The sequence below is a fragment of the Mycobacterium marinum genome, assembly GCF_003391395.1.
GTDB lineage: Bacteria > Actinomycetota > Actinomycetes > Mycobacteriales > Mycobacteriaceae > Mycobacterium > Mycobacterium marinum.
Map to the genome: position 1 here is coordinate 5,241,600 of NZ_CP024190.1, position 12,311 is coordinate 5,253,910.

Below are 12,311 nucleotides of genomic sequence, written 5' to 3' on the forward strand. Positions count from 1 at the left end.
ACAACGGATCGCTGCAAGACAGCACTGCGACGCAATCACGTAACCACCATGAAAAATCTGGGCCGCCATCGGTGTTGAACTGTAGCTATAGTGGGACAACATGATCCGTCTATACTCCGCGCATCGACGCATCGCGACTACGTCGGCCATTTCAGGCCAGGCGCCAACCTAAAGTCGTTGCTGTTGCGGTCCCCGTACCCAAGCTCCAAGCAGAAGGCCGCCGAGGTTGCTACCGTCGTTACCGCCACGAAAATTTAGGATTCCATCATTTCCACCGCTAAAGCTGAAATGACCGTCATGTGCGGAGCTGAGGGCTTGGGAGCCGCCATTACGGAAACGACGTCTGTGGGCCGTCGCAATATCCGGATCCGCGATCATTCGAGGCCCGGTTCAAGTTGCTGCCCCCGACCCGGGAGGCCGCACCCCGGCCCGACCTGACCGCCCGATCGGCTCCATACGACCGGGAACGCCACGTTAGTCATGTGCTACACATCGAAAGCCGATATGGCTCATGCCCGTATCGACCGGCTGCGGACGCCGCGCGGCAGGTCGATAGCGCAGGCAGTAGCTGTCGGCGCACAGAAATGACCCACCCTTGACGACCTTGCGCGGCACCCGAAACTGGGGCTGTTGCGGGTCATAGCTGCCGGCTTCGCTGGGCGGGTCACCGATACGCGTATCGGCGTAGAAGTCGACGGTCCATTCCCACACGTTGCCGGCCATATCGAACAAGCCGTACCCATTGGGCCCAAAGCTGCCCACCGGCATGGTACGGCCGTAGCCGGGTTCGGGGCGCCATGGAAAATCGCCATGCCAATAGTTGGCCAACCGCTGTTCCGGCCCCTCCGGTTCATCGCCCCAGGTGTAGGTCGCGCCGGAAAGGCCGCCTCGCGCTGCGACCTCCCACTGTGCCTCGGTCGGCAGCGTCAACCCGGCCCACACCGCGTACGCTTCCGCATCCTCGTAGGCCACATGTACCACCGGATGATCGGCGCGCCGGGCGATCGACGAATGCGGTCCGGCCGGATGCCGCCAGCACGCGCCGGGTGTCCATGCCCACCAGAGATTCAGGTGACGCAAGTCGACGGGCCCGGTGGTGCGAGTGAACACCATCGAACCTGGCTGCAGATTTTCCGGCGGCGCGCCCGGGTAGTCCGCCGGGTCCAGCGGGCGCTCGGCGACAGTGAGATAGTCTGTGGCATCAACGAATTCGGCGAACTCGGCATTGGTCACCTGGTGCGCCCGGATCCAAAAGCCCGCGACGCTGGCCTCGTGCGTCGGGCCCTCCTCGGGGTAGTGCGCGTCCGATCCCAACGTCGCGGTTTGTGGCGGGACCCAGATCAGATCGTCAGTCACTGAAGACGGTGACCCAGTCGTCTTTGATGCTGGCCACGGTCCAGCCCGATCCCGCAGCCAGGTCCAGCGCCCGTTCCGCCCCTGCGGTGTAATCGAATTCGCGCTCCGCGTCATCGTGGCGAACCAGCAGCCGCAGCGCGGATCCGCCAGGAGTGTCGGCAAATTCGAGCATTTCGATATCCCCGTTGGAGTTGCCGGCAGCGAAAATCGGACGGCGCCCGATTCGACTCCATAACCGCACCGGTTTCATCGGACCGTCGTCGAGGAATTCCGGCTGCGCGGTGGTGAACAGGCTGCCGTCGCGATAGATCAGCCCCACCGAGCTGCCCACCACCCGCTCCGGCGGAATGTCGTAGAGCGCACCGGTGATCGGGCGCATGAAGTCCCGGCCACCTCCGGAGACGATGTAGTTGGTGAATCCGTTGCCGGCCAGGTATTGCAGTAACTCCACCATCGGCAGGTACCCGCATTCCCGATAGGGACGGCCCAGAGTCGGGTGTGTCGCCTCGGCGAAGAATGCCCGCACCCGGCTGGCGTGCTCCTCGACAGTAATCGCCTCATGCGCGGAAAGTATTGCCCCAACAAGAGGTTTCAGGTCCGTATCATCACCTTGATAGTGCTTGGTGACGGCGTCACCGATCCAGCGCAGGTCGTCCTCGTACACCGCTTTGTAGGGCTGGCGCTGCCGCAACGACGGGTCAGCCGCAACCTGCTCGGCGAACCGGCGGACCAGGAAGTCCAGCTGGATATACATCGGCTTCTCACACCACAGCGTCCCGTCGTTGTCGAACACCGCGATACGCGCCTCGGGCTCCACCTCAGCGACGGCCCGCTCCACAAAATCGACGATCGCCGCCTTGGTGGGGCCGTCGTTCCAATGCTCGAGCATCTAGTCCTTTACGATCGCCTGCAGCTTCTCCACGGCCTGATCGATCGTGAAGCTGGCCGGTGGATGCCGTGGCGGAAACTCCTTGAACGTCTCGAGGAACTGCGTGCATATCGCGGTGCCGTAGAAGGCGATGAAATCGTGGTCGAGGAACCAGTCGTAGTAGGTGTTGGATGTAATGTCAGCCCGCTCAAAAGGATCGGTGCGAAGATTGAAGATCTTGGGCACCCGCAGCGGAACGAATGGTTCGGCCCAGACCTGCAGCGTCCCCTGGCAGCGCTGTTCTTGGAAGACGATCTTCCAGTTGTGGAAACGGATACCCAGCACATCGCAGTCGTCGGAGAAGTAGATGAACCCCTGGCGCGGACTCTCTTCGACCTCACCGGTCAGATACGGCAGCAGGTTGAAGGCATCGAGGTGGACCTTGAACTCCTTGTCGTCTCCCCTGACGCTGATCTTGTGGCCCTTCTTCAACTTTTCGATGATGTCGGGCTCGCCGGCGGCCGCCAAGAAGGTGGGCAACCAGTCGTGATGCTGGATGATCTCGTTGGAGACCACGCCCGCGGAGATCTTGCCCGGCCAGCGAATCATCTCCGGAATGCGGAAGGCGCCTTCCCAGTTGGTGTTCTTCTCACTGCGGAACGGGGTGGTTGCGCCGTCGGGCCAGGTGTTGGCGTGCGGACCGTTGTCGGTGCTGTAGATGACGATCGTGTCCTCGGCAATACCCAGCTCGTCCACCGCGTCCAGGATCCGTCCAACATGGCCGTCGTGGTCGATCATGGTGTCGTGGTAGGGCGACTGCCACACTCCTGCCTGGCCCACGCTTTCCGGCTTGGTGTGAGTGCGCAAATGCATGTGGGTCATATTCATCCACACGAAGAACGGGGTATCGGCCTCAACCTGCCGCTTCATGAAATCCAAGCAAGCGCCGGTGGTTTCGTCGTCGATGGTCTCCATCCGCTTCTTGGTTAGCGGGCCGGTGTCTTCGATGCGTTGCCTGCCGACCGGTCCATACTTGGGGTCGTCGGGCTCATCGGAAACCTCGTCGGTGGCCCAGCATCGGAGGACGCCGCGCGGCCGGTTCAGCTCGGCTAGCACCGGAAAACGATCGCTTTTCGGGTAGTCCGGCAGCTCTGGTTCTTCCTCGGCATTGAGGTGGTAGAGGTTTCCGAAGAACTCGTCGAACCCGTGCACGGTCGGTAGGTGCTTGTTGCGGTCGCCGAAGTGATTCTTGCCGAACTGCCCGGTGGCGTAGCCAAGGGGTTTGAGCAATTCCGCGATGGTCGGGTCCTCGGCCGACCAGCCGATGTCGGAGCCCGGCATCCCGACCTTGCTCATGCCCGTGCGGTACACGCTCTGCCCGCTGATAAACGCCGCACGCCCTGCGGTGCAGCTCTGCTCACCGTAGGCGTCGGTGAACCGCATGCCTTCGTTGGCGATCCGATCGATGTGCGGCGTGCGATATCCCATCAAACCGTCGCTGTAGCAGCTGAGATTGGTGATGCCGATGTCGTCGCCCCAAATGACAAGGATGTTGGGTTTTCCGTTGGGCATGAATCGCAGCCTACGTAAATCCGTGACGCAATGGCACCCCTCGCGGGCGTGTCGACACGGGTCGGCTCGCCCGTCGTGCCCGCGGCCGGCGAGCGCCCCCGCGGCGACCGATCAGTTAGACAGCTCGGGTGCGGCCCGGCCGGTGATCAGCGGCAAGTCGAAGAAGCTCTGGATGCCCGCCGGTGCCGCGCAGGTCGCCGGGACGGCGTTGACGCAGTGCGCCGCCGTGGCGACGATTCCCGGGTTGCTCTGCAAACCCGCGGCCACACTGTCGGGCTGCCATCCCTTGATGGTGACAAAGGCGTCGGGATGTCCGCGCACCTCGATCTCGTAGCGCTCCCCGTCGGGGCCGAAAGACCATGGTGGGTCTAGGTTTTCCTCACCCATCAGCCAGTTCACGGTGATCTCGACGACCGCCGTGTCGCCAACCACGGCCTCCCAGTGGAAGCGGCGCCCCGCCACCTGGCCCGGCTCGATCACTCCGATCGGCGATTCGATCGGCGCGGTCGCCACCGCCACCTCTTGCGAGGTGCGGATCTGCGGGTCGGCGGCAAAGCCGAGGCGGTCCACGCAGAGCCGGACCGACTGCATGAAGCCGCCGTCGAGCAGCTTTTGCATCGGCCCGGTCAGCGCACTGTCCGGGGTACCCCCGAAACCCATCACATAGCGCAGCACATCCGGCGCACCGTAGGTGCGTAGGTCGGAAAACTCCTCGGAGCGAACGAAAGTCACGCCGGTGGACATCACCGACAGCAACAGCGGGAACAGTTCGGTGGCCGCGCCCGGGCCGATACCGGCACCGTGCAGCGTGGCGTTGCCGGACTGCGCAGCGACTTCGAGTGGGGCAGCTTCCTTTTCGGTCGGGTAGAACCAGCCCAGCGGCGTGACCACGTTCTTGCCCGAATGCAGCAGAGCCGCAACCTCATCGACGCTGGGCATCAGCGGCGCATAGATCACCGCGTCGGCGTCGAGTGCGAGAATCTCGTCGACGCTGTTGGTCGTGATCACGCCCAACGGCGGCGTCCCGATGATCTCACCGACGTCGACGCCGCTCTTGGCCTCCGAGTACACCCAGCAGCCGACGAGTTCGAGTTCGGGATGCTCGAGAACACCTTTGATTGCGGCAACACCGACCGACCCGGTTGCCCACTGCACGACTCGCAGGCCCATGACCCCACCTTCCTGGCGCTTCGTTGCGCTGGCTCGCTGCCTCTGGCGAGCAGACACAGAATCGCACGTTTGGCGCCGAGGCTATGCGAGTCTGTGTCTGCTCGCGCTCAGTTGTGTACCTCGGTGACCTGGTAGACGCCCTCCGCATAACCGGCCCTGATGGTCTTCTTGTCGTACTTACCCACACTGGTGCGCGGAACCTGATCGGCAAATGCCCACCGTTCGGGCAGCCACCATCGAACCACCCGGTCCGCAAGGAACTTTCGCAGTTCCGCGGCGCTGACCGTGGCCCCCTCGCGGCGAACCACGACGGCCAGCGGCCGCTCCTGCCAGCGCTCGTCGGGGACGCCCACCACCGCGGCCTCGACCACATCGGGATGAGCGATCAGACAGTTCTCCAACTCCACCGAGGAGATCCATTCCCCGCCGGACTTGATGACATCCTTGGCCCGGTCGGTCAACGTGATGAAGCCCAGCTCATCGATGCGCCCGACATCGCCGGTGCGCAGCCAGCCGGAATCGAACTTGGACTGGTCATAGCCCAGGTAGTAGGCGCCGGTGATCCACGGGCCGCGGACCTCTACCTCGCCCACGGCCTGGCCGTCGTTGGGCAGCGCCTCGCCGTTGTCGTCGACGATCCTGGTTTCCACGCCGCACACCGGCTGGCCCTGCGTGGACCGGATCGCCCAGTGCCGGTCCGGCGGGGTTCCCGGCGGCGGCCAGGCCATGGTGGCCAACGGCGACGTTTCCGTCATCCCCCACAACTGCCGGATTTGGACGCCGTACTTTTCTTCGAACGTCCGCATCAGCGATTCCGGAACCGCCGAGCCACCGCAGGCCACCAGCCCCAACGAGGACACGTCGTGGCCGGGATTTTTCTCCAGGTAGTGCATGACGTCGTTCCAGATGGTCGGCACCGCGCCGGCCCGGGTGGGGCGCAGGTTCTCCACCATGTGAACTAGCGACCTGGCGTCGAGATGGCGGTCGGGTAGCACCAGATCCGCGCCGGCCATCAGCGCGGCGTAGGGCAGCCCCCAGGCGTTGGCATGAAACATCGGCACGATCGGCAGCACCCGATCGTTGGATCCCACGCCGATACCGTTTGCGGTACAGGTCGCCATCGAGTGTAAAAAGCTTGAACGATGGCTGTAGACAACGCCTTTCGGGTGTCCGGTGGTACCGCTGGTGTAACACATGGCGGCGGCGGAGTTCTCGTCGATGTGCGGCCAATCGAACTCGGTCGATTGGCCGTCGAGCAGCTCGTCGTAGCGCAGCACGGTCTTGCCCGACTCTTCCAGCGCCGCGGTGTCTCCCTCCCCGACCGCGATTACCGTGTGCACGGTGCCGAGGTTGGGCAGCACCGGGGCCAGCAGGTTGGTCAAGGACAGGTCGACCAGGACCACCTGGTCTTCGGCCTCGTTGGCGACGTAGGCGATCTGCTCGGCGAACAGCCGGATATTGAGGGTGTGCAGCACCGCCCCCATCGACGGCACCGCCAGGTAGGCCACCAGGTGTTCGGCGTTGTTCCACATGAACGTGGCCACCCGCTGGTCACCGGAAATGCCCAGTCCGCGCAGCCCGTTTGCCAGTTGGGCGGCACGCTGTCCGACTTCGCGATAGGTGGTCTGACGATAGGCGTCACCTGTCGCGGTGATCACCTGTCGCGACCCGTGAACGCCACAGCCGTGGCGCATGATCGCGGTGATCGTCAGAGGAAAATCCTGCATCGTGCTGTACATCGATGTACCGCCTTACGGGTCCCGGCGCAGCACCGCCTCGTGTCGGCCTCCGGCGAATGCTATCGCCGCGCGCCACCATAAGAAACGGGCTCCCCCGCAGAACCGCGCCCAGCAGGGGCCGTTAGGCCAGCGCCGCCTCGAACTGCAGCAGCTCAGGCATGACCCAATCGGCCGACAAACCCTGGCACAGGGCGTTGTCGATGGCTGACACGCCCAGATCAACCAACGTCATGGTGACCGTTCCGGAATAGTCAGCGACGTACAGGCGGTCGCCGCCCGGGCTTTCGATCGCGGCGGACGGCTGGTTGACCCGCACAGTGCCGATGACATCCTGCGAGCGCGCGCTGAGCACGGTGACACGGTCCTCGCTCACCAGGTAGGCACGCTCGCCGTTGCCGCCGATGGAAAGCCGGGTGATCAGACCGCCGATCTCCTCGATCTTGCGGGTGCCGGTGATCTTGCGGGTGCGGGTGTCGACAACGTCGATCACCGCGCCGAAGTCGGCGCCGCAACTGGCGACGTAGGCGGTGGTGCCGTCGGGGCTGATCGCGACATCCCGAACCGAAGAGCCGATCTCAATCGTGTCGATGATGCGCAGATCGCGCGGGAACTGCTGCACGACAGATCCGGCCACGCCCTTGCCATTCCTGCCCCGCGAGCGCGCGCGTCCGCCGCGGACCGGATTGAGTTCGGACTCCGCGTGGGTTGCCACGACGATGAGCTGGCCGCCGGACGGTCCGTTGGCTCCGACGTAAACGCGTTGGCCGTCGGCGCTGACGCGGACACATTCGGTGGTGAGGCCGGACTTGGTAGCGATGTCGACCACATCGACACGGCCCGTTGCGGTGTCAAGAACAGCGATGTCGGCACCGCGAGCGCCGTTGCGGCTGGCGTAGACGTACTTTCCATCCGAGCTGGCCGCCAGGTCACTGACGCTGAGCGCCAGCGGGTGGGTGGAGACGACGGCGTTGGTGGCGACATCGATCACGGCAATGGCGTCATACGCAGTCGAAACGGTGCTCACGTAGGCGCGGTTGGCGGCTGGGCCGCCCGTGGTGACCGCGAAAGCCTCATCGATGCCGGTGATGGTCTCCACCACCCGGCAGGTGTCGGTGTCGATCACCGACACGCTGTTGTCGCCGTAGTTGGTCACCATCAGGCGACTGCCGTCGGGACTGATGCCGATGTCACCGATGGGCCCGTTGGCCACCGCAATCTCGACGGAGGTCGGGAAATCGGGTGCGGTACCCAACTCGAAGACCTGGACATCCCCGCCATCGCGATCATTCCAGCCGGTCTGCTGGCCGTTCACGTCGCTCACGCTGGCACCGCCTTTGCTGTTTTGAAAACTCCATGCGAGCGCCGTATATCGCGACAACCCTGTGCGATCCTCGGCGCCCGATCCAAACCGGATTTCAGCACCAAAAAGGCGCTGATCGACTGCTTTCGCCCGAGTCTAGCTCCTTAATTCTGGGTAAATAGATTTCAATTTTATTGCTGTTACCTATGTCACTCGGCCGCCTCAGCCAGCGCTCAGAATGCAATTCTGAATCATTTACACAGGGAATTCGCAGCAAACTTCCAAGGATAGCTTGATCAGCTATTTTGTCACGTGTCGCCAACAGTCCAAATGCCCTGATCGCGGACGTCAAATAAGAATCTCTTATATTCCAACACCGGGAGAGGCAAATCTCACACCGTGCTTATGCTCAAACCTAGCCAAAGTGTGTACGGGGCCGGGATAGGTTGACACCGTCGACACTAATGTCAAGTTTTTCGTTGTAAAACGCCACCAACCCGGCGATTGCGGCAACGGCGGGCAACGGGTAGTGGTAGGTCCACGCCAGGTCCGGATGCACGCTGTCGCCCACCCGCACCGACCAATAGCCGGTGGTCGTCCCCTTGTAGGGGCACAACGTCTGGGTCGCGCTCGGTTCCAGATGCTCGAAGGCGACGTCGGTTGGATCGATGTAGTACCTGGTGGGCAGTCCGGTCTCGAACAGCAGCACGGGAGCGCCGGTATCGGCAAGCACGACACCGTCGAGTTCGACCCGGACATGTCGTTGCGAGCGCAGCGCGTCGACACGCGAGTAGGGATTGCGCGGATGGCCATAGATCTGTTCGTCTTCCTCGAACCACCGCAGCACATCCCAGTCGAACCGCACGGTGCCCGCCACCGGACTCGCACCGTCGGCGTCGAACACCCGCGCGGCCGACGGATGGGTCTGCGTTGCCGCGGAGCCGACGACGGAGTACAGATGCGAGGCACCCAACTGGACCCGCTGCGCATGGTTCTCGTCCCTGAGGAACTCCGCTCGGACGTCGGCCAATGGCACGTAGTACGCGGGGTAGTACGGCACTTCCCACACGTAGCGAGCCTGTGTGGTGTCGAAGACCAATTCGTGGCCCAGATAGCCGCGCACCCGGCGCGGCGCCGGCTCGATCCGTCCGCGGGCGGCCGCCATCTGGGGATAGTCGCGGTCTCCCATGTCGCTTGTCATGAGTTGTCCTTGATCATCGCAACGCTCCTTGCCTGCGGAGGACTCGACGCATCCGACCCATTCAACCTACGACGCCATAACCCCCGCGAACCCCCACAAACCCCAATGTGGGCTCCGCTCCGATCGATTACTGTGCTACTCGTGGCGTTTCGCAGGTACAGCCCGCGGCGTGGGCGACGGTTGCGACTCGATGAGGCGCTGCTGGAGCGCGTCCTGATGACCCGGGTGGGCTACGTCGTCATGCTCCGCGTTGCCCCACCCATCGACAAGGCGCTGATCCCACGGACCGGCGGCCGGCTGAGCTTCGGGGGCTGGAACAAAGTAGGCCTGCTCACCTCGACGGGCGCCAAGTCCGGCCAGCCCCGGGTGCATCCCCTGGCATTGATCGAGGACTCCGACGGACTGTTGGCCATCGGGTCCAACTACGGGCGTCCCAACCATCCCGCGTGGAGTGCCAACTTGCTGGCACACCCCGAGTGCACGGTGCAGTTCAAAGGGCCGCCCGGGCCGTACCGGGCCGAACTGCTCACCGGCGATGCGCGCGCGGCGGCGTGGGCCAGCGCCACGGACTTCTACGCCGGCTACGAGGGTTATCGCAGCAGCTGCGCGCCCCGCGAGATCCGGGTTTTTCGCCTTCGCCCGGTGGCGGGCTGAGCGCTCCGGTCCACCGCGCTCAACCGACCCTGATGGAGACCGTCACCGATTCGGTCTTCGCCGGCAGCTGGGTCGTGTCGACGATGAGAATCTCGCCATTGTCTTGGGAACCGTTGGGCAACATCTTGGGCTCGAGCCGCATGGGTGGCGTGTCCGAGGCCAACCCGGCCAGCCCGAAATCGCTGTCATTTGCCATGATCAGCGTCTTGCCGCCGTCCGGGGTGATCAGGCCTTCGATCTTGTCGTGCCCGAAGAAGTCACCGTTGGGACTCAGCGTGCGCACCAGGGATCCGAGATCGAGTTTGAGGGTCTTCGACGCCACCGTGATGCCGGCGGCCTTGAGCTTGGCGACGGCGTCGGCGTCGGTACTGACGCCCACCGCGGTTTCGATCGGAACACCGTCGATGAGCAAGCCGCCGGCGTCCGCCTGATACACCGCACCGGGCACCGTCGAGCGGGGTCCGACGTCGGTGGCGTCGGCGGTATCCACCAGGTAGATCTTCTTGTTTCCCTTGGGCGCCGGCTCGTTGTCGCGCTCGTCGACCAGGAACGTGGTGGCGCTCAGCGCGGTGATATCGGAGACAGCGACCTTCGTCTGCTGGGGATTGTCCAGCGGATACAGGTATTCGTGGGCGTTTCTGGGGTCAATGAGGTTGACGGTCACGATGCGCACGATCGGGACCGACTTGGCCGGGCCGGCCAGCTCGGGCGTCTGGATGGCCGACTGCATGATCCCCACCAGCGTGGAACCGTCCGGGGTGATGGTCAGACCCTCGATGCCGCGGTTGGGGCTGCGCAGTGACAGCTCCCGGGGCAGCGTCCCGTCAAACGGTGAAAAGCGTTCCAGCTCTTTGCCGTTGTCGTCGAAGTGGATGAGGTAGGGACCGTACTCGTCGGATACCCAGAAGCTGCCGTCGTACATGGCGACCAGCCCCTCGGGGTCCACGCCGTAATCGGAAGGCGGCAGCGGCGTTGCGTTGAGGTCTACCAGGGCCTCCCCGGTATTCGCCTGCGGGGACACCAGTCCGAGCATCGGACGTCCGGCCGGACCGTGCAGCGTGATGATTCGCTCCACCGTTGCCACGCCATCGGCGAGTTTGAGCTTGGCGATGTGCGGGTGGAATTCGGGTACCGGGAGCACCTTTTCATTCGGGGTACGCCCGTCGACGTTGGGACCGCGGTCGGTGATGCCATAGATTTCATCGGCACTGCCCGGCACCGCGGCGATTCCCGATCCGTGTGCACTGGCCTTGATCGCGACGCCGCCGACGGTGGCCAGCGGCAGTTGGTCCTCGGCGAAGAGCTTGACCGCGTGGCTAACCGTGACGGCGAGTTCATCGGTACCGGTGAAGCCCGGGTCGGGGGTGTAGATCATGGCACCGTTTTCGCCGTGGGCGATGCGGCCGTGCGCGGGTTTGCCGAACGCCACCGGTGTCACGCCGTGGGTGGCCGCCAACATCCGGCCCGGTGAGATCGCCAACGCTGTGCCGGTTGCGGTACTCAAGTCCATGTTGCCCGCATACGCGGCGGTGGGATCTGAGGTGCTCGACGAGCAGGCTGTCAGCGCAATCGACAACCCAACCGTCGCTACCCATCGTCTCGCCATAAATGCCATACGCATGATTTAGCAGGAAAAGTTGTAGTGCGGGTGTACGGAGGCCGGCGCTAGCGCCGCTTGTCACGCACTTTATAGGTTGAGGGCCAGGATTTGCGCGCCTCGTCGCCGGTCAGGGGTGTCCCCATCCCGCCGACCTTCACGTTGTAGGCCTCCTTACCCGGACCGACTTCCCGGTTGGCGTGTTCTTGGGCAAGGTAGTACAGCTCGTCGATGGTCGCTTCGTCGTAAGCGACGAATGAGGTCTCCCGGACAACTTCGTCGATGCCGGCAAGCATCCGGGTGGGCAGCAACTGAGAAGCCAGCGCCGCCAAACCCAGCAGCGACACCGGAATGACCCAGTAGCACATGAACGACACCGGGGTCTTGGTGTCAAGGATGGTGGCGTCACTTTCCACGATCGGCGGAACCAGTGATGAGAGCGTCATACCGGCGAACGCGGCAACCCAGATCCAGGTCAGGATCATCGTCATTCGCTTGAACAACTCGGTGTTGACCACGTCGGAGGGCAATTCGGCGGCCGCGTATTCGCGCACAAGCGGTTTGCCCATCAGTACTCCGAGAACAGCGACCAGGAAGATGCCGAAGTTACTCACCGCCACGATCCATCGCGCCAGAAACACCTCGCTGAGTGCGAATGTCAGCACGGTCAGCACTGAAAATGTTGCGACAGAACCTATTTCGACGGTGCGCCCGGGCTTTTGAGTGGAGCGCCCTACCGCCAGCACCGCCAGGGCAATCAACAGCGCGACCGCGACCGCCGTCTCGAAAGGGACATTGCCGACCAACACCCAGTAAACCAGCCACGGCGAAAACCCGAAGAGCATACCCACGAT

10 protein-coding genes are annotated in these 12,311 nt (G+C 63.8%); 1 reads left to right on the forward strand and 9 read right to left on the reverse strand.

Annotated elements, in window-relative coordinates:
• Positions 1-474 precede the first annotated feature (474 nt).
• From CCUG20998_RS21930 to CCUG20998_RS21960, 7 genes are all read right to left on the reverse strand, one after another.
• The gene (locus CCUG20998_RS21930; protein ID WP_020729770.1) at positions 475-1,356 is read right to left on the reverse strand and encodes a formylglycine-generating enzyme family protein; all 882 of its coding nucleotides are present in this window, start codon (positions 1,354-1,356) and stop codon (positions 475-477) included.
• Positions 1,349-2,245: an HAD family hydrolase gene (locus CCUG20998_RS21935; RefSeq protein ID WP_020729769.1), complete on the reverse strand. Its 897-nt coding sequence runs from the start codon at positions 2,243-2,245 to the stop codon at positions 1,349-1,351. Before CCUG20998_RS21935 ends, CCUG20998_RS21930 begins: the two co-directional genes overlap by 8 nt.
• Positions 2,246-3,796, reverse strand: a complete 1,551-nt coding sequence (locus CCUG20998_RS21940; RefSeq protein WP_020729768.1) for an arylsulfatase — start codon at positions 3,794-3,796, stop codon at positions 2,246-2,248.
• A gap of 111 nt (positions 3,797-3,907) precedes the next feature.
• Positions 3,908-4,966 (reverse strand): NAD(P)H-dependent amine dehydrogenase family protein, encoded by a 1,059-nt coding sequence (locus CCUG20998_RS21945; protein WP_020729767.1) that lies wholly within the window; start codon positions 4,964-4,966, stop codon positions 3,908-3,910.
• A gap of 107 nt (positions 4,967-5,073) precedes the next feature.
• A complete protein-coding gene (locus tag CCUG20998_RS21950) occupies positions 5,074-6,705 on the reverse strand; it encodes a fatty acid--CoA ligase (protein WP_020729766.1) in 1,632 nt (543 codons plus the stop codon).
• A 121-nt stretch (positions 6,706-6,826) separates the two neighbouring features.
• Positions 6,827-8,026: a YncE family protein gene (locus tag CCUG20998_RS21955; RefSeq protein ID WP_020729765.1), complete on the reverse strand. Its 1,200-nt coding sequence runs from the start codon at positions 8,024-8,026 to the stop codon at positions 6,827-6,829.
• 394 nt (positions 8,027-8,420) lie between these two features.
• Positions 8,421-9,194, reverse strand: a complete 774-nt coding sequence (locus tag CCUG20998_RS21960) for a DUF427 domain-containing protein (protein ID WP_020729764.1) — start codon at positions 9,192-9,194, stop codon at positions 8,421-8,423.
• 153 nt (positions 9,195-9,347) lie between these two features.
• Here CCUG20998_RS21960 and CCUG20998_RS21965 point away from each other — a divergent pair, with 153 nt between their 5' ends.
• Positions 9,348-9,860: a nitroreductase family deazaflavin-dependent oxidoreductase gene (locus CCUG20998_RS21965; RefSeq protein WP_231389735.1), complete on the forward strand. Its 513-nt coding sequence runs from the start codon at positions 9,348-9,350 to the stop codon at positions 9,858-9,860.
• Between the two features lie 19 nt (positions 9,861-9,879).
• Here CCUG20998_RS21965 and CCUG20998_RS21970 read toward each other — a convergent pair whose 3' ends face one another.
• Positions 9,880-11,481, reverse strand: a complete 1,602-nt coding sequence (locus tag CCUG20998_RS21970) for an esterase-like activity of phytase family protein (RefSeq protein ID WP_081651054.1) — start codon at positions 11,479-11,481, stop codon at positions 9,880-9,882.
• A gap of 44 nt (positions 11,482-11,525) precedes the next feature.
• Complete coding sequence (locus CCUG20998_RS21975) at positions 11,526-12,308, reverse strand: hypothetical protein (protein ID WP_036456116.1); 783 nt, start codon at positions 12,306-12,308, stop codon at positions 11,526-11,528.
• Positions 12,309-12,311 lie beyond the last annotated feature (3 nt).

Coding starts and splice junctions, on each gene's coding strand:
- CCUG20998_RS21935 (WP_020729769.1), bottom strand. CDS start 2,245: ATGCTCGAGCATTGGAACGACGGCCCCACCAAGGCGGCGATCGTCGAT.
- CCUG20998_RS21940 (WP_020729768.1), bottom strand. CDS start 3,796: ATGCCCAACGGAAAACCCAACATCCTTGTCATTTGGGGCGACGACATC.
- CCUG20998_RS21945 (WP_020729767.1), bottom strand. CDS start 4,966: ATGGGCCTGCGAGTCGTGCAGTGGGCAACCGGGTCGGTCGGTGTTGCC.
- CCUG20998_RS21950 (WP_020729766.1), bottom strand. CDS start 6,705: ATGTACAGCACGATGCAGGATTTTCCTCTGACGATCACCGCGATCATG.
- CCUG20998_RS21960 (WP_020729764.1), bottom strand. CDS start 9,194: ATGGGAGACCGCGACTATCCCCAGATGGCGGCCGCCCGCGGACGGATC.
- CCUG20998_RS21970 (WP_081651054.1), bottom strand. CDS start 11,481: ATGCGTATGGCATTTATGGCGAGACGATGGGTAGCGACGGTTGGGTTG.